Source organism: Streptomyces sp. NPDC006476 (genome assembly GCF_040612015.1).
GTDB lineage: Bacteria > Actinomycetota > Actinomycetes > Streptomycetales > Streptomycetaceae > Streptomyces > Streptomyces griseorubiginosus_B.
Genome location: NZ_JBEXPK010000047.1, coordinates 1 through 17,380 on the forward strand (window position 1 = coordinate 1; position 17,380 = coordinate 17,380).

At 72.8% G+C, this 17,380-nt stretch carries 12 protein-coding genes and 1 pseudogene; 6 read left to right on the forward strand and 7 right to left on the reverse strand.

Annotation, left to right across the window (positions count from 1 at the left end; genetic code table 11):
• Positions 1 to 214 (forward strand): annotated as a pseudogene (locus tag ABZZ74_RS37220) (hypothetical protein); the annotation flags it as partial.
• An 80-nt stretch (positions 215 to 294) separates the two neighbouring features.
• On the opposite strand, the gene ABZZ74_RS37225 reads toward ABZZ74_RS37220, so the two are convergent.
• The 4 genes from ABZZ74_RS37225 to ABZZ74_RS37240 form a co-directional block, all read right to left on the reverse strand.
• The gene (locus ABZZ74_RS37225) at positions 295 to 1,434 is read right to left on the reverse strand and encodes an NlpC/P60 family protein (RefSeq protein ID WP_356772678.1); all 1,140 of its coding nucleotides are present in this window, start codon (positions 1,432 to 1,434) and stop codon (positions 295 to 297) included.
• 142 nt (positions 1,435 to 1,576) lie between these two features.
• Positions 1,577 to 2,059: a sigma-70 family RNA polymerase sigma factor gene (locus ABZZ74_RS37230; RefSeq protein ID WP_356772786.1), complete on the reverse strand. Its 483-nt coding sequence runs from the start codon at positions 2,057 to 2,059 to the stop codon at positions 1,577 to 1,579.
• A 109-nt stretch (positions 2,060 to 2,168) separates the two neighbouring features.
• On the reverse strand, positions 2,169 to 2,834 hold the full coding sequence (locus ABZZ74_RS37235) for a M15 family metallopeptidase (protein WP_356772680.1): 666 nt from the start codon (positions 2,832 to 2,834) through the stop codon (positions 2,169 to 2,171).
• Positions 2,835 to 2,918: 84 nt separating this feature from the next.
• Positions 2,919 to 6,023, reverse strand: coding sequence for a BTAD domain-containing putative transcriptional regulator (locus tag ABZZ74_RS37240; RefSeq protein WP_356772682.1), 3,105 nt, complete (start codon positions 6,021 to 6,023; stop codon positions 2,919 to 2,921).
• 875 nt (positions 6,024 to 6,898) lie between these two features.
• On the opposite strand from ABZZ74_RS37240, the gene ABZZ74_RS37245 reads away from it, so the two are divergent.
• The 3 genes from ABZZ74_RS37245 (at position 6,899) to ABZZ74_RS37255 (ending at position 10,651) form a co-directional block, all read left to right on the forward strand.
• The gene (locus ABZZ74_RS37245) at positions 6,899 to 7,639 is read left to right on the forward strand and encodes a hypothetical protein (protein WP_356772684.1); all 741 of its coding nucleotides are present in this window, start codon (positions 6,899 to 6,901) and stop codon (positions 7,637 to 7,639) included.
• Positions 7,627 to 9,681 carry a phosphocholine-specific phospholipase C gene (locus tag ABZZ74_RS37250; protein WP_356772686.1) on the forward strand — a complete coding sequence of 685 codons (2,055 nt, stop codon included), beginning with the start codon at positions 7,627 to 7,629 and terminating at the stop codon, positions 9,679 to 9,681. The genes ABZZ74_RS37245 and ABZZ74_RS37250 overlap by 13 nt, the downstream gene beginning before the upstream one ends.
• Before the next feature lie 91 nt (positions 9,682 to 9,772).
• Positions 9,773 to 10,651 carry a phospholipid scramblase-related protein gene (locus ABZZ74_RS37255; protein WP_356772688.1) on the forward strand — a complete coding sequence of 293 codons (879 nt, stop codon included), beginning with the start codon at positions 9,773 to 9,775 and terminating at the stop codon, positions 10,649 to 10,651.
• 6 nt (positions 10,652 to 10,657) lie between these two features.
• Here the strand turns inward: ABZZ74_RS37255 and ABZZ74_RS37260 are convergent, their stop codons facing one another.
• Complete coding sequence (locus tag ABZZ74_RS37260; protein ID WP_356772690.1) at positions 10,658 to 11,605, reverse strand: hypothetical protein; 948 nt, start codon at positions 11,603 to 11,605, stop codon at positions 10,658 to 10,660.
• Positions 11,602 to 12,402, reverse strand: a complete 801-nt coding sequence (locus ABZZ74_RS37265; RefSeq protein WP_356772692.1) for a phosphatase PAP2 family protein — start codon at positions 12,400 to 12,402, stop codon at positions 11,602 to 11,604. The genes ABZZ74_RS37260 and ABZZ74_RS37265 overlap by 4 nt, the downstream gene beginning before the upstream one ends.
• Positions 12,403 to 12,656: 254 nt before the next feature.
• Here ABZZ74_RS37265 and ABZZ74_RS37270 point away from each other — a divergent pair, with 254 nt between their 5' ends.
• A complete protein-coding gene (locus ABZZ74_RS37270; RefSeq protein ID WP_208779789.1) occupies positions 12,657 to 13,268 on the forward strand; it encodes a TetR/AcrR family transcriptional regulator in 612 nt (203 codons plus the stop codon).
• 156 nt (positions 13,269 to 13,424) lie between these two features.
• Here ABZZ74_RS37270 and ABZZ74_RS37275 read toward each other — a convergent pair whose 3' ends face one another.
• On the reverse strand, positions 13,425 to 14,465 hold the full coding sequence (locus ABZZ74_RS37275) for a DUF2510 domain-containing protein (protein WP_356772695.1): 1,041 nt from the start codon (positions 14,463 to 14,465) through the stop codon (positions 13,425 to 13,427).
• Between the two features lie 229 nt (positions 14,466 to 14,694).
• On the opposite strand from ABZZ74_RS37275, the gene ABZZ74_RS37280 reads away from it, so the two are divergent.
• On the forward strand, positions 14,695 to 17,379 hold the full coding sequence (locus ABZZ74_RS37280; protein ID WP_356772697.1) for an AAA family ATPase: 2,685 nt from the start codon (positions 14,695 to 14,697) through the stop codon (positions 17,377 to 17,379).
• The last annotated feature ends 1 nt before the right edge of the window (position 17,380 follow it).

Sequence of the window (17,380 nt, forward strand, 5' to 3'; positions counted from 1 at the left end):
GCCCGACCCGGTCAAGGACAAGGCCGCCCAGGCCGCCGGACAAGCCCGCGCCAAGGCAGCCCAGGCCGGCCAGGTCTGGCACGACAAGGCACCCGAACAGGTACAGCACACCACCGCTCAGGGAGCGCGCCTGGCGCGCGACAACCGCAAGCTGCTGCTGGCTGCCGCCGGTGCGGCCGTCCTGGTGTGGCTGGCCTGCCGCCGCAAGGACTGACCCGCTGCGGTGCGAGCCTCATCCCGGGGTCGCCGGGATGAGGCTGGCGGTACTGGTCTGCCGTCGCCGGTCGTGCCCCTTCAGCAGGTGGGGACGCCGGGGAGCCAGGCGGGGCCCTTGACGTAGATGTTGGTCAGCCAGGAACCGTCGGTCAGTTTCGCCCAGGCGTCGTTGGTGTAGCCGTCCGCGGTCACCTCCTGGGCGTGCGCCTGGCAGACCACGTTGACCGTCGTGGGCTGCGCGAAGTAGTCGACGACGCCGGCGTTGACGTTCGGCTCGCTGTGCGTGCGCACCCCCGTCCCCCACGTCTGGAACGGCGTGCTGCCCCCCGACGGCGGCGGCGTGCTGCTTCCGCCGCAGTCCGGTATGCCGGGCAGCGAGGCCGGGCCCTTGATGTAGATGTTCGTCATCCACGAACCGTCGGCCAGCTTGGACCAGATGTCGTTGGTGTACCCCTCCGCGGTGACGGTCTCCGCGTGCTGCTGACACTGGACCGACACCTGGGTGGGACCGGCGAAGGTGTCGACCACGGCGGACCGCACGCTCGGCGTGGAGTGGGTGCGCACTCCGGTGCCCCACGTCTCGAAGGTCGTACCGCCGTTCGCGGGCGGGGGAGTCGGGGTGCCCGACCCGTTGACCCGGATCGCGCCCGCGTAGTCGCCGCCCGTGCGCACCGGGGTGACCCTGATGTGGGTGCCCGACTCGTAGGCCTCGACCATCTGCCCGTTGCCGAGGTACATGGCGACGTGGTGGATGTGCCCGTTGCCCCAGAACATCAGGTCGCCCGGCACCAGCGGGGCGGTGCCCTGCCCGGCGGAGAAGCGGGCGGAGGCCTGCGAGCTGTGGAACTGGTCGTCCGCCGTGCCGTTGAGCAGGTCCCTGCCGGTGGCCCTCCAGTACGCGTACCGCATCAGGCCGGAGCAGTCGAAGCCCTTGCGCTCGTTGTCGTGCAGGCTGTCCGGGTCCGAGCCGTCGTAGTAGCCGTAGGTGGCGCCGGGCGTCGCGCCGTGGCCGCCGCCCCAGCTGTACCAGACGCCGATCTGGGAACAGGCCGCGTCCACGGCGGCCTGTGCGGTGGCCGAGGCGCCGGGCGCGAGGACCCCGCAGGAGGTGTCCTGGGCGGCGGCGTGGGCCGGGGCGGAGAAGAACGCGGTCAGGGCCAGGACCGAGGCCCCCAGAAGCCCGCCGCTGGTCCGGCGGCGCGTGCTGCTGATCTTCACGGGAGTCATCCTTCGTCGATGAGTCAGTAAGTCTCGGTAAGTCGATGAGTCGATGAATCGATGAGTCGTCACCAGACGTACCTGTGACGGCAGTTGGACGCTTGTTCGCCGCTCCCCACCCCCGTGGGGGAGCGGCACGGCCCTAGAGGTCGAGGGCGACGCGGATCTTGGCCAGGCCCCGCATGCGGTTGCGCTGGACCGTGCCCCGGTGGGCGCCGAGCCGCTCGCCGGCCGTGTCGTGGCTGAGGCCCTCCAGATCCACGAGGATCACCGCGGCGGCCTCCTTCTCGGTGAGCGTCCGCAGCAGAGCGAGCGTGGTCGCCGAGGCCTCGTACGAGGCGAGTCCGCCGTCCCAGCCCGCCTCGGGCAGCCGGTCGGTGCTCCGCTCCCGGCGGGAGGGATGCTGCCAGGAGTCACGGAGCAGGTTCAGGGCGACGGTGCAGGTGTAGGCGTAAGGGTGCCGCTGGTGCGTCAGTTCCTGGGCGCGGGCGCGCCGGGAGAGCCGTACATACGTCTCCTGGAGCAGGTCGTCGGCGTCGTGCGGGTTGCCCGTGAGCGCCAGCAGCCGTCGGCGCAGCCGTGGCATGTCGGCGGCGAAGGAGGCGTCGAAGTCCCCCGGGCTCATCCGGTCGGGGTCGGGGCGAGGCGTGGGCGGACGGGCGGCGTTGCTGATCTCCAACGAGGTTCCCCCTCGGTCGTACGGTGTGGTCGTGCCGTGTCCTGGTCGCCGCGGGTCACGCCGTGGACACGGGCGGGGCGGCGGGGCCGTAGCGGGCGGCGGGGGCCCGGCGGACAAGGGCCCAGTACCGGTCGCCGTAGGACCAGTGCCACCATTCGGTCGGGTAGTTGACGAAGCCGGTCGCGGTGAGGGCCCGGCTCATCGCGGCCCGGTTGGCGCGCGCCTCGGCGCCGATGCCGGGTGCCTCGGTGCGGCAGGCGCCCCCGCTCTCCTCCGGGGTGGCGTTGACCTCCGTGCCGAGCGGCAGTTCCCTGCCGTCCAGGTCGCACAGGGTCAGGTCGACCGCCCCGCCGCTGACGTGCGGTGCCACCTCCGGTGGGGAGATATAGGCGCTCGCCAGTTCACGGATCCGCTCGGGACCCGCGTCCGGGTGGGCCCGCCGCATCACGTCCGCGTACTGCTCGAAGTACCGCCGCTGCAGGTCCGGCGGCCGGTATCCCTCCACCACCAGGAACCGGACACCGGCCGGCAGCAGACGCTGTGCCCGCACCAGCCGGCGCAGCGCACCGGAGCGCAGACGGGCGTAGTTGCCGTCGCCGTCCGCCTGCCGGTGATCGAGCCGCAGTTGGTCCGTCCCGCGCAGGTCGACCAGCGGTTCACCGCAGTCTGCCTCCGCGACCGCTGCGACCCGTGGGTCCGAGAGCGTGATGATGTCGGTCACGCGGATCAGCGTCGCCCAGGCCGCTGCACATGCTCTGCAGGTTGCCTGTAAGCGGCCGACCGGCCTTTCTGCAGACGGTCGGGATCACTCGCCGGGGTCCGGTTCGTGGGCCTCCCGGCAGTCCAACTCCCGGAAGACCGCCATCGCTTCGGCGCGCGCCGAGCGCGCGGCCGGCTCATCGCCGAGCGCCGCCCGCACCCGGGCGAGGTCCCGGAGCGTACGGGCCCGCCACAGCGGCAGGCCCAGGGACTCCCACATCGACAGCGCCCGCTCCAGCGGCTCCCGGGCGGCAGCCGGATCACCGGCCGCCAGCCGCGACTCGCCCACGGTGCGCAGCACCAGTGCCTCACCGAACCGGTCCTGGCGCTCGCGGGCCACCTCCAGGCACCGGTCGAGCCGCGCCCGGGCCGTGTCCAGGCGGCCCTGCCGCACCTCGGTCTTGGCCAGGGACTGTTCGGTGTACATCACCCCGAACTTGTCCTGCAGCCCGTCGAAGATCCTCAGCGCCTCCAGCAACAGCCGTTCCGCCTCGGCCAGTTCCCCCTCGGCGCGGTGGCACAGGGCCAGCGACCGCAGGGTCAGTCCCTCGCCGTGCCGGTCGCCCTCCGCGCGGTACAGCTCCAGCGCCCGCGACAGGGCCTGAAGGGCCTGCGGGCCGCGTCCCTGTTCCCGGTGCACATAGCCGATGCCGTACAGCACACGGGCCCGGGCGCCGCGGTCCGCGGACTCGCCGTAGCGCTCGAGCGCGGCCGTCAGCAGGTGGGACGCCTCGCCGTACCGGGCCTGTTCGCGCCGGGCCGTCCCCATGCCGGCGAGCGCCAGCGCCTCGCCCCACGGCACGTCGCCGCGTGCCTCGAACAACCGCAGGGCCTGGCCGAAGTAGGCGTACGACTCCTCGAACTCGTCCTGTTCGTAGCGGAGTTGCCCCAAGCCCGTGAGCAGCCATGCCTCGCCCTCGCCGTCCCCGCTGCGGCGCACGGCCGCCATCGCCGCGGCGTGGGAACGGGACCAGGCGTCGAACTGGTTGTAGAGCGCGGCCGAACTCGCGATCAGCGCTCCTGCCAGATCGCGGGCGGCGCGGTCCATCCCGTGGTCCGCGCAGTACTCCACCGCGGCGAGCAGGCAGGCCTGTTCCGCCGCGAACCAGGCGGCGGGCCGCTGAAGCAGCTCGTCCTCGGCCCGTGGGTCGGAAGCGTCGAGGGACCGTACGGCCGCCGGCTCCGGGAAGTACCGGGCCGCTCCGCCCGGCCCGCGGGCGGCCGCCCGTTTGGCGAGCCCCAGCCAGCACTCCACCAGCCGTTCGACGGCCCCGGTGCGCTCCTCGGCGCTCTCCTCGGACAGACAGCGCTCCCGGGCGTGCTCGCGGGCCAGGTCGTGGATGCGGTAGCGGACGCGTCCGGTGTCGTCGGCGCCGAGCACGTCGACGAAGTGGCAGTCCACCAGCCGCTCCACCGCCTCCTCGGCCTCCTCCGTGCCGATGTCCAGCAGCGGGGCGGCGATCCAGGCCGCGAAGTCGGGCAGGTCGAGCAGGGCGAGCCGGCGCAGCGCGCGCCGCTCCTGCGGGTCGAGGTCGCCGTATCCGAGTTCCAGGCTGGTGCGCAACTCCAGGTCACCGGCCCGCAGTTCGTTCAGCCGGCGCCGCTCGTCCCGTAGCCGGCCGGCGAGTTGGCCGGGGACCCAGTGCGGACGGGCCGCGAGGCGCGCCCCGGCGATCCTGACGGCCAGCGGCAGCCGCCCGCACAGCGAGACGATCTCGGCGGCCCGTTCCGGCTCGGCGTCGGTGCGCTGCTGCCCGGCCACGCGCCGGAGCAGTTCGAGCGCCTCGGCCGGCTCCGGCACGGTGAGGTCCAGGTGGGTGGCGCCCTCCAGCGCGACCAGCCGGCGGCGGCTGGTGACGAGCACGGCGGAGCCGGGGCCCGGCGGCAGCAGGGGCCGCACGTGTGCCTCGCCGGCCGCGTTGTCGAGGATCAGCAGGACACGCCGGTGCGCGATGTGCGTGCGATACAGCCCCGTCAGCTCCTCGACCGAGGACGACAGCGTCTCCGGTTCGGCGCCCATGGCGCGCAGCAGCCGGGCGAGGGCGTCGGCGGGCTCCAGCGGTGCGGTGTCCGCCGCCCGCAGGTCCACGAACAGCCGCCCGTCCGGGAAGAGTTCGGCCGTGCGGTGGCCGACGTGCACGGCGAGGGCGGTCTTCCCCGTGCCGGACCGTCCGGAGACGACACCGATGGGCGGGGCGGTGCGGCCGGCGTCGCCGACCCCGCGCAACAGCGAGGTGGCCCAGTCGATCTGCTCCGAGCGGCCCACGAAGTCGGCGATGTCCGGCGGGAGATGGGACGGGGTGGGCCGGGGGCGCGGTACGGGGTCGGCCCCTCTCACGGTCTCCCGGGGCTTCGGACGTCCGGCCGGCTGGGCCGCCGTAGTCCGGGAACCGGTGCCCAGGAGCGCGGGATCATTGGTCAGGACCGCTTTGTGCAGCGCCCGCAGTTGCGGCCCGGGGTCGATGCCCAGCTCCTCGCGCAGGACCTCGCGGCCCTCCTGGTAGGTGCGCAGGGCGTCGGACACCCGGCCCGTGCGCACCAGCGCCGTCATCAACTGACCGCGCGGGCGCTCCCGCAGAGGGTGGGTGGCGACGTGCGCGAGCAGGGGAGCGATCGTCCGGTCCGCGCGGCCCAGCTCCAGTTGCAGGCCGAAGGACTCCTCCTGGCCGACGATCCGCAGCTCCGCCAGCCGGGCCGCCTCGATCCGGGCGAACGACTGGCCGAGCCCCTCCAGGGCCTCCTGCCCGCGCCACAGCCCGAGCGCCTCGGACAGCAGGTCCGCGGCCTCCTCCGGGCGGCCCGCCGCGGCCGACGCCCGGCCCGCGGTGAGCAGTTCCTCGAAGCGGCGGGCATCGACCCGGGAGGGGTCCAGTTCGGCGTAGTAGCCCGGCGGCCGGGTCCGGATGACGTCCGCCTCGCCCACCCGGGCCAGGGCCCGGCGCACGGCGGAGACATGGGTGGCGACGAGGGCGCCGGCCGTCGCGGGCGCCTGCTCGTCCCACACGAAGTCCACGAGCCGCTCGGTGGACAGGACTTCGCCGAGATGGACGACCAGGGCGGAGAGCACCGCCAGCGGCCTGACCCCGCCCAGGGGCACGCGCCGGTCCCCGTCCCACAGCTCCACCGGACCGAGCAGACGTACCTCGAGCATCGTTCCCCGATCGCCGTACCACCCGTCCCCCGCGGATCGTGGCAACGATATCGGCGCATGCATTGGGTGGACATGCCAAAGACCGGACCGTCTGGCCGGATCGGGCCGGTCCGCGGCAGTGGACCGGGTCCCCGACGGGGCCTGGCGTCCGGAACGGGAACAACTGCCTTCCGGGTCCTCCTCGGCTCGTCACTTGGCTGGATACGAGCGGTACGCGGACGCACCGCTCACCCGTGTGACGGCTGCGCGGGGGCCGCCGTATGACAGGAGACGCGAGAAAAACCCGTGTGCTCGCGGCGTCGTACGAAGGTGCCGCCCGGGGCGTCAACGGCTCGAAAGCACCACGCCCCCTCGACCGACGCCCCGGGAGCACGCCTACGAACCGCACAGTCGTCCCCGCCTGACCGCCGCGGTGTGTGCGGTCACCGCGGTGGCCTCCCTCGCCCTGACGGGCTGCACGGCGGGAGCCCCGACGGCCCGTCAGACCTCCACGGCGCCCGCCACTTTGCGGCTCCCGGACCTCACCTGGGTGAGGACCTGCGGGTCTCGGACGCCGAACAGCGGCTGACCGCACAGGGCGTGCGGCGCCACGGCTTCCGCTTGTGGGAGGAGCGGACACTGAGCCCGACCGAGAGCCGGCCGGTCGGCCATGTGCAGGACGACGTCGTATGGGCGCGCGAACACGGCTACGGCGGCCGGATCATGGCGAAGGAGGATCGCGCGCGCCCGCGCAACCCCAACCTCGCCTACCGCAGGACACTCCCGCCGGCACGGCAGATCGCCTACGACGCCGCGATGGACGGCGGGACGGGAGGCGGCTCTGCTGAAGTCGCGGGCCCCCTCCGGCGGCACCATCACCAAGCAGTCCGGCGGTTGTGCCGCCGAGGGCCGAGAAGAAGCTTCACGGCGACCCGGCGGCCTGGTTCCGCACCGACACGACCCTCAGCAACCGGCGTCCCCTCTACGTGGACAAGCTGCTGCGCTACCGGCAGTTCACCGCTGCGGTCCGCGCCTGGTCGCGCTGCATGGGGCGGGCCGCCCACCCCTACCCCGACCCGGACGCCGCACGGCAGGGGACACGCGACCACGCCGCCGGCCGGTCCCGGGCCGGGGAGGCCAGGTCCTTCGCCGCGGAGACCCGGATCGCGGTCGCCGACGCCACCTGCGCCCGCACCGTCCCGCTCCGCTCCTTCGGCGAGCGGCGCGAGGCCCACCCTCGGCCTGGCGGCCCTCGGCATCGCGATCCCGGCGACCACCCACGCGGCCCCGGCTGCAACGCCAACTGGCGGTCGCACGGCCGGGACGGCTACGTCCGTGCCTGGGAAGGCACCGGCTGCTCGGGCACGCTCCTCGGCGCCACGCCCGGCAACGACAGCGACTGGAGCGCTTCTCCTGCACGCCGGGACACCCGTCCTCCGCCTACGGCTGCCTCAAGCCGGGCGAGCTGTACGTGGCGGGCCCCGTCGCGCTCACCTCTCGTACTGACGACTTTCACACGGACGCCACCGGACCCTTCCCTGACGTTTGTTGCTCTTGGAACACTCGCACCGCGCGCAATCCGTCACGTTCCGGCCATCCGCACCCAGGATGAGAGGCACTCACCATGCCCGAAGTAAATCGGCGCCGATTCCTGCAACTCGCGGGCGCGACCACCGCCTTCACCGCCCTCTCCAACAGCATCGAGCGCGCCGCCGCGCTGCCCGCGAACCACCGCACGGGGTCCATCGAGGACGTCGAGCACATCGTCGTCCTGATGCAGGAGAACCGTTCTTTCGACCACTACTTCGGTTCACTCAGAGGCGTCCGCGGCTTCGGTGACCCGCGCCCGGTGACGTGGCCGAACGGCAAGTCCGTCTGGCACCAACAGGACGCGAGCGGCAAGGAGATCCTGCCGTTCCACCCCGACGCCGACGACCTGGGCATGGCGTTCATCCAGGACCTCCCGCACGGCTGGAACGACGGACACGCCGCCTTCGACGGCGGCAAGTACGACAAGTGGGTGCCCTCCAAGGGCTCCACGACCATGGCGTACCTGACCCGCGAGGACATCCCGTTCCACTACGCGCTCGCCGACTCCTTCACCATCTGCGACGCGTACCACTGCTCGTTCATCGGCTCGACCGACCCCAACCGGTACTACATGTGGACCGGTTACACGGGCAACGACGGCCAGGGCGGCGGCCCGGTCCTCGGCAACGACGAGGCCGGCTACAGCTGGACCACCTACCCGGAGCGCCTGGAGAGGGCCGGCGTCTCCTGGAAGGTCTACCAGGACGTCGGCGACGGCCTCGACGCGGCCGGCGGCTGGGGCTGGATCCAGGACGCCTACCGCGGCAACTACGGCGACAACTCGCTGCTTTACTTCAAGCAGTACCAGAACGCCAAGCCCGGCGACCCGCTCTACGACAAGGCCCGCACCGGCACCGACGCGACCAAGGGCGAGGGCTTCTTCGACCAGCTCAGGGCCGACGTCAAGGGCGGCAAGCTGCCGCAGATCTCCTGGATAGTGGCCCCCGAGGCCTTCACCGAGCACCCCAACTGGCCCGCGAACTACGGCGCCTGGTACGTCTCCCAGGTCCTGGACGCGCTCACCGCCGACCCGAAGGTGTGGGCGAAGACCGCGCTGTTCATCACCTACGACGAGAACGACGGCTTCTTCGACCACCTGATCCCGCCCTACGCGCCGGGCTCGGCCGCCCAGGGCAAGTCGACCGTCGACGTCGGCCCGGACCTGTTCAAGGGCGACGGCAGCCACCCGGCCGGCCCCTACGGCCTCGGCCAGCGGGTGCCGATGCTCGTCGTCTCGCCCTGGAGCAAGGGCGGTTACGTCTGCTCCGAGACGATGGACCACACCTCGATCATCCGGTTCATGGAGCGCCGCTTCGGTGTGCACGAGCCGAACATCTCGCCCTGGCGCCGGGCCGTGTGCGGCGACCTGACCTCGGCGTTCGACTTCTCCCACAAGGACACCAAGCCGGTCGCCCTGCCGGGCACCGACGGCTACCAGCCGCCGGACAAAAACCGCCACCCCGATTATGTGCCGACCCCGCCGGCCAAGGGATCCCTGCCCCGGCAGGAGCGCGGCCTGCGCCCGTCACGTCCGCTCAAGTACGCGCCCCACGTGGACGGTTCGGTCGACACGGCCGCCGGGAAGTTCACCCTCACCTTCGCCTCGGGGGCGAAGACGGGCGCCGCCTTCCTGGTGACCTCCGGCAACCGCACGGACGGCCCCTGGAGTTACACCACCGAGGCCGGCAAGTCCGTCGCGGACACCTGGAACTCGGCGTACTCCAGCGGCTCGTACGACCTGACGGTGCACGGCCCCAACGGCTTCATGCGCGTCTTCAAGGGCGTCAACAAGACCTCCGGACCCGAGGTCACCGCCCGCCACCACGGCGACGACCTCGAGCTCACCTTCACCAACAAGGGTTCCGGCACGGTGCGGTTGCGGCTGAGCGGCGGTTACGGCCACAAGTCCCAGGTCGTCTCCGTGCGGCCCGGCGCCACGGTGAAGCACGGCATCGACCTCAAGGCCAGCCGCCGTTGGTATGACCTGACCGTCACCTCCGAGGCCGACCCGGCGTTCGTACGGCGGTTCGCGGGCCATGTCGAGAACGGGCGTCCGGGTGTGAGCGACCCGGCGATCCTCACCGCGTAGGCGAACGGGCGGTGGCAGACAGGTAAAGGGTGATGCACGGCGTGCCACGGGGTCTGGTCAGGTGCCGGTGGGCCCGGGGTAGTGTGCCCCGGTGACCACGCATTCGAACACTCCTGCAGGCTGGTACCCGGATCCGCACGGTGCGTCCCAGACCCTCCGGTACTGGGACGGCGCGCAGTGGACCCAGCACACGCACGCGGACCAGCAGCAGGCCCCGCAGCACGCCGCCGCCCAGCAGGTGCCGCAGCAGCAGGTGCCGGACCAGCAGGTGCCGCACCAGCAGGTGCCGCAGCAGCCCGCGGGGCCCGATCCGCGGGTGCAGCGCCAGGTGCAGCAGCAGGCCGGGGTTGCAGCCGGTGGCCCCGGTGGCGGCACCCTGTTCTCCGAGCCGGTTCTGGTGGTCAACCAGAAGGCCAAGCTGATCGAGCTGACCAACGAGTACACGGTCATGGATCAGAACGGCCACCAGATCGGCTCGGTGACCGAGGTCGGGCAGAGCGCCCTGAAGAAGGTGGCGCGGTTCGTCTCCAGCCTCGACCAGTTCATGACGCACCGGCTGGAGATCCGGGACGCCCACGGGCAGCCGCAGTTGGTGCTGACCCGGCCCGCGAAGGTCTTCAAGTCCCGGGTGATCGTGTCCCGCCCGGACGGTTCGCCGGTCGGTGAGATCGTCCAGCAGAACATGATCGGGAAGATCAACTTCGCTATGACCGTCGACGGGCAGCAGGTCGGCGCGATCAAGGCGGAGAACTGGCGGGCCTGGAACTTCGCCATCGTCGACCACGCGGAGAACGAGGTCGCCCGGATCACGAAGACGTGGGAGGGGCTCGCCAAGACGATGTTCACCACCGCGGACAACTATGTGCTGCAGATCCACTACCAGTTGCCCGAGCCGCTGCTGAGTCTGGTCGTGGCGACGGCGCTGACCGTCGACACGGCGCTGAAGCAGGACTCCCGGGGCCTCGGCTGACGTCTGTCAGAGCGAGGTGAGGTGCCCCGGGTCGACCGACTGCCGGGGCACCAGCGCCGGTTCGAGGGTGGCCGTCTCCGGCTTGAGGGCCAGGACCGCCGCCACCGGGTGCTCTTCTTCCGACGCGACCGACGTGACCGGTGCCACGCGCGTCAGGAGCACGACCCCCCACGACGCGAGCCCCGCACCCGCCAGGCCCAGCAGCACACCCGCCACGCCACCGCGCAGGCCCTGGCCCAGCAGGGTGAGGCCGATCACCGCGGCCGCCACCGGGTTGGACAGGGTCACCACCGCGAGGGGGGCGCCGAGGCCGCCCTTGTAGGCGGTCTGCGACAGCAGCAGGCCGCCCACCGCGAACGCGGCCACCAGGACCGCCACCAGGACGACCCGCAGGCTCAGCACCGGCCCCGAGTGGTCGGTCGCCGCGACCGTCACCGTCTGGGTGAGCGCCGAGGCCACACCCGAGGCGAAGCCGGAGGCCGTGGCGTGGCGGAGGCCCGGGCGGGCTCCCGGACGGGCCAGCAGGCCGATCAGGGCGGCCGTGGCGCCCGCGACCGCCACCGCCTCCGTCAGGCTCAGCACCTGCGCGGGCGCCGAGCCGGACGCGGTGACCAGCAGCGCGGCCAGTCCGGCCAGCGTGAGCGCCGTACCCCGCCATTCGCTCGTGCTCACCTTGCGGCCGGCAACCCGCGCCCCCATCGGCACCGCGGCCACCAGGGTGAGCGCGCCGAGCGGCTGTACGACGGTCAGCGGGCCGTACTTGAGGGCGACCACGTGCAGCAGGGCCGCGCCGGCGTTGAGACCGACCGACGCCCACCAGGCGCCCGCGCCCAGCAGACGCAGCATGCCGGTGTCGGAGCTGCGGGCGGCGAGCCGCTCCTGGGCGACGGCCGCGGCCGCGTAGGCGACGGCGGAGACCAGGGACAGCGCGACGGCGACGAGGGTGGCGGTCATCGGCCCGCTCCCACCAGGACGTTGTCCTCGGCGACGGGCGCGAGCTGTTCGGTGCCGCGGCCGGCCGTCGTGGTCGTGCGGTGGGGACGGTGGATGAGGGCGAGCGCGGCGCCGAGCATCGCGGTCGCAACGATCGCGTCGAGCCAGTAGTGGTTCGCGGTGCCGACGATGACCAGCAGGGTGACCAGCGGGTGGAGCAGCCAGAGCCAGCGCCAGCGGGACCTGGTCGCCGTGATCAGGCCGATCGCCACCATCAGGGCCCAGCCGAAGTGCAGCGAGGGCATCGCCGCGAACTGGTTGGAGAGGTGGTCCGAGGAGGGCGGGCCGTAGACCGAGGGGCCGTACACGTGCGCGGTGTCGACGAGGCCGGTGGCGGCCAGCATGCGCGGCGGGGCCAGCGGGAACACGAAGGGCAGCACCAGGGCCGCCGAGGTCACGGTGGCGAGCACCCGGCGGGCCCAGACGTAGTGCGCGGGGCGCCGGAGGTAGAGCCAGACCAGGAAGGCCACGGTGGCGGGGAAGTGGACGGTCGCGTAGTAGGTGTTGGCGATGTGCACCAGGGTGTCGCCGTGCAGCAGCAGGGACTGCACCGAGCTCTCGCCGGGCAGATGGACCGCTCGCTCGAAGTCCCACACGCGGCGGGCGTTGTGCAGGGCCTCGCCGGTGTGGCCGGTCGCCAGCTGACGGCCGAACTTGTACACGAGGAAGAGCCCTGCGACGAGCAGGAGCTCACGGACGACCGGAGGCCGGGCTATGGCGCCGGTCTCTCCTTCTGCAGGCTCGGTGCGGGCATTCATCCCCCGGCCCCTTCGCTGACGGTGGTGCGGTGTGCTGGCAGGAGTCGGGACCGCTGTGGTGGCCCGAACTCATCGGTACGCGTCCGTGCCGAAACGAAAGCGTTCCGATACGGGAGTGTACCGATACCGAGGCGTTCCGGTACACTGGCGTATCGATTGAGGAACGCCACACTGGATCCCGGGAATAAAGCCGGGATAAGGAATCGCTCGAGAGCCGGACTCGGCACACCGCTTGAGACGAAGGAGAAGGGCACATGACGTCGCAGGCCGCGGACGGGCCGGAGACGGTCGCCTCGCGCCGCTCCAAGATCACGCCGGAGCGTGAGCAGGAGTTCTTCGACGCCGTGCTCGAGCAGATCCGCGAGTGCGGGTACGAGGCCGTGACCATGGAGGGCGTGGCCGCCAGCACGCGGTGCAGCAAGTCCACGCTCTACCGGCAGTGGAAGACCAAGCCCCAGTTCGTGGTGGCCGCCCTGCGCTCCCGGCGCAGCAAGCGCCTCGGCGGCATCGACACCGGGTCGCTCGCGGAGGACCTGCGCGAGGCCGCCCGCGCGATCGGGCGCTGGTCCAACACGGACACCAAGCTGCTGCAGGCCCTCGGGCACGCCGTCACCCAGGACGAGGAGCTGGCCCGGGCGCTGCGGGAGGCGCTGGTCTTTCCGGAGATCGAGGCGTTGCGGGAGCTGCTGCGGCGCGGGGTCGAGCGCGGCGAGGTGTCCGCCGACAACCCGGCCCTCGAGTACATCCCCGCCCAGATGTTCGGCATCGTGCGGGTCCGCCCGATCCTGGGCGACGGGTACGCCGACCCCGACTACCTGGTCTGCTTCGTCGAGGCCGCCGTGCTGCCGGCCCTGGGCCTGACCTGAGACGCAGGCCGCCGTCCACGGGATGACTGGACGGTGGCCTGGCCGCGCCGCACCGTGGGGACGGGGGCGGCGCGCACCCCCCGGCCGGGTGGGGCTCCTCCTTGAGCGGAGGGGAGCCCCGCCCGGCCGACCGTTGTCCGGGCCCGGGGGCCGGGGTCAGACGTTGTGGCCGTCCCCGCCGCCGGTGGACACCTTGATGCCCTGGGTGATGTCGTCGATGACGGACTCCTTCTGGCCGACGTCGACGCCGAAGCGGACCACGACGATCTCCGAGGGGTTCGCGGGCGACGGGAAGGCGAGCGACTCGACGTAGCCGTCGGCTCCCTTGCTGGTGACCGCCTTCCAGCGGACCAGATAGCCCTTCTGCCCGGCCACGGTCACGGCCTTGGACTCGAGCACGTCGTGCGAGGTGATGGAGCCGTAGGTGGTGCCGCCGTAGGACTCCTTGGCGTTCGCCGCGATGTCGGCCTTCGCCACCGCCTCGGCCGTGCTGCCGGCCGTCTTGAGCACGGAGGCCGGTGCCGAGTACGCACCGCCCTTCGTGCAGGTCTGGGAGGTGTCGCCCGGGCACTTGTAGGACGCGTCGGACGTGACCGAGGCGCCCACCTGGATCTGCTGCCCGTACCAGCCGTCCGGAATGGGCAGGCTGATCCCGCTGATCGGGTCGGCCACCGAACCACTGGTGATCTTCGGCGCCTCCGACTGCCCGGGCGCGGGCGACTGACCGCCGTCCCCGCCGCCCGAACCACCCGAGCCGCCCGAACCTCCGGAGCCGCCGCCATTTCCGCCGAACGGACCGCCCTGACCGCCGCCCGTGCCGCCCTGACCGCCGAATCCGCCCTGACCCTGCTGGGAGCCGGCGTTGCCGTTCGAGCCGCCGTTGTCGGTCAGCGCCCACACGCCCACCCCGATACTGGCGAGCACAGCCGCGGCCACGGCGACGGCTATACCCGTGCGCAGACCGCGCTTCGGGGCGGCCGGCGGGTGCGCGGGGTACGCCGGATAGGCGGGATACGCCGCGTACGCCGGATCCGCCCCGGCCGTCGGCGACTGCGCCGGGGGACCCCATACGGCGGCCGAGCCCACGGGTCGGGTCCGGTCCGTCCATGCCTTGCCGTCCCACCAGCGCTCGGCGGCGGGACCCTCACTCGTCTGCCCCGGATCGGGATACCACCCGGGAGGAGTCACCTGCGTCATGCCCCCACCGTATGAGGCGTCGGTGAAAGCGGGATGAGAGGATCCGGCCTTCGCCCCGCCGCCCCCTCGTCAGGCTCGCCGACGGCAGGTCACAGCCCTGGTGCGTCGACCCGAGGCGACCGGTGTCACCCCTCACGGGAACAGGTGGCCCGACCGGGCTCCGCCCGCCCATGGCGACGGCTACGCTCGACCTCGGTACGTCGTTCGGGCGACTTGGGGAGGTAGCGGAATGACGGAGGCACGGCCCAGGGAGGCCGCCTCGGCCTCCCTGTGGGAGCGCGAAGAGGAGATCGCCGCCGTCGAACAGGCGGTGGACACCCTGTGCGCCGACCGTTCCTCCCCGGGCGGCCTGCTGGTGATCCGGGGCGAGGCGGGCCTGGGCAAGACCAGGCTGCTGGCCGAGACCCGGCGCATCGCCGAACAGCGCGGCTGCGCCGTCTGGTCGGCCCGCGGCACCGAGACCCTCAGGTCCGTCCCCTTCAACGTGGTGCGCCAGCTGTTACAGCCCGCGCTGATCTCGCTGATGCCCGAGGAGGCCCGCGAGTACCTCGGCGACTGGTACGACGTCGCGGGCCCCGCCCTCGGCATCACCGAACCGGGGGAGCGCCAGGCCGACCCGCAGGGCGTCTACGACGGCCTGGGCACCGCCGTCCGCCGACTGGCCCGGCGGGACTGGCCGTTGGTGCTGCTGATCGACGACGCGCACTGGGCCGACCAGGAGACCCTGCGCTGGCTCGCCGCGTTCGCCGAGCGCCTGGAGGACCTGTCGGTGCTGGTCGTCGTCGCCCACCGGCCCGCCGACGTCAGCGGTGAGAGCGCCTGCCACCTGGAGGCCGTCGCCGCCGCGGCCAGCCCCGCCGCCGTACTGAACGCCCTCACCCCCGAGGCCACCGCGGGCCTCACCCGCGCCACCCTCGGCGCGCACGCCGACGCCCCGTTCTGCCGCGAGGTGTGGGCCGTCACCGGCGGCAACCCGTACGAGACCGTCGAACTCCTCGCCAAGGTCCGCGACAGCGAGCTGGAGCCGACCGAGACCGGCGCCGCCGAACTGCGCGCGCTCAACCGCTCGGCCCGCGGTGGCGGCCTGGTCGCCCGCCTGGAGGAACTGGGCATCGACGCCACCCGGTTCGCCTGGGCGGCCGCCATCCTCGGCACCGGCATCACCGTCGACCTGGTCGCCCGGCTCGCCACCATGAACCACGACGACGCCGCGCGCTGCGCCCTACTGCTGCAGGGCGCCCGCATCCTCACCGCGCCCGACCCCGCCGGCGCCCAAGGGGGCGGCGGGGAGCTGGAGTTCGTCCACCCGCTGATCGCCTCCGCCGTCTACAACTCCATCCCGGACGCCCTGCGCACCGCCATGCACGGCATCGCCGCCCAGGTCGTCAGCGACTCCGGGCTCGGCGCCGCCATGGCCTCCCGGCATCTGCTGCGGGTCCACCCGGACGACGACGAGGAACTCGTCGCGCAACTGCGCGAGGCAGCCCGCGAGCACCTCGCCGTCGGCGCCCCCGACGCGGCCCGCCACTGCCTGGAACGCGCCCTGCTGGAACCGCCCACCCCGGACGTCCACGCGCACGTGCTCTACGAACTCGGCTGCGCCACCCTCCTCACGGCGCCGCCCGCCACCACCATCGACCACCTCCGCAACGCGCTCGCCATGCCCGGACTCCAGGGCGACGAGCGGGTGGACGCCGTCTTCCGGCTCTCCCAGGCGCTCATGCACAACGACCAGTTGGAGGAGGCCGTCCGCACCGCCGAGGCGGAGGCAGCCCGGCACGAGGAGGGGCCCGCCAAACGACGGCTGCAGGCCGTGCACTTCATGTGGGAGGCCATCTACGTCGGCGAGGCCATCTCCCCGGACCGCTCCGAGCGCCTGGCGGCACTCGCCCGCACCTGCGCCGGCCGCGACAACTCCGAGCGCGCCCTGCTGATGCTGCGCGGCTTCGACGCCCTGATCCAGGGTCAGAGCGCCGAGGAGGTCGTCGAGTTCTGCGACCGCTCCCTGGTCAACGGCCGGCTCGCGCCGGGTCTCGGCTGGACCGACACCGAGTGGGGCTTCGAACTGCTGCTGATGCTCGGCAACTGCTACGCCTTCACCGACCGTCTCGACCGCGCCGACAGCCTCTACAACGAGGCCCTGCACGCCTACGAGTCGGCCGGCTGGAGCGGCGGCCACCTCGCCCTGGCGCACGCCTGCGTGGGCCTCGGCCACCGGCGGCGCGGCCGCCTGCGCGAGGCGGAGGCATCCCTGCGCGAGTCGCTGCGGCTCGCCGAACGGGTGGGCCGCGGGCTGCCGTTGTACTGGAACGCCACCTGCAACCTCGTCGACACCCTGCTCGCCCGCGGACACGTCGAGCAGGCGTGGGAGATCGCCGAGCAGTACGGGTTCGCGCCGCCGTACCCGTCCACGATCGCCATGCCGGACTCACGGTCCGTGCGGGGCCGTCTGCTGCTCGCCGTCGGCCGGACCGAGGAGGGCATCGACGAACTGGAGGCGGCGCAGAAGGCGGCGGCCGCCCGGGGCCAGCACAACCCGGTCATCGTGCCCTGGGCGCTGGACCTGGCGCGCGCCCTCGCCACGAAGGACCCGGACCGGGCCGCCCGGCTCGCCGCGGACGCCCGGTGGCAGGCCGAGCGGTTCGGCACGGACACGGCGATCGGTGAGGCCCTGCGGTGTGCCGCGGCGCTGGAGAGCGGACAGCGCGCGGTCCGGCTGGCCGCCCAGGCCGTGGCCTACCTGGAGGCCTCACCGTGCCAGTACGAGCACGCGGCGGCCCGGATCGAGTACGGCATCGCCGCGCGGCAGGACGCCGACCTCGAACGGGGTCTGGCGCTGGCCCGTTCGTGCGGGGCGGACGGCCTGGTGGCGCAGGCGCGTCAGGCGCTGGAGTCGGGGCACGCGGTCCGGTAGG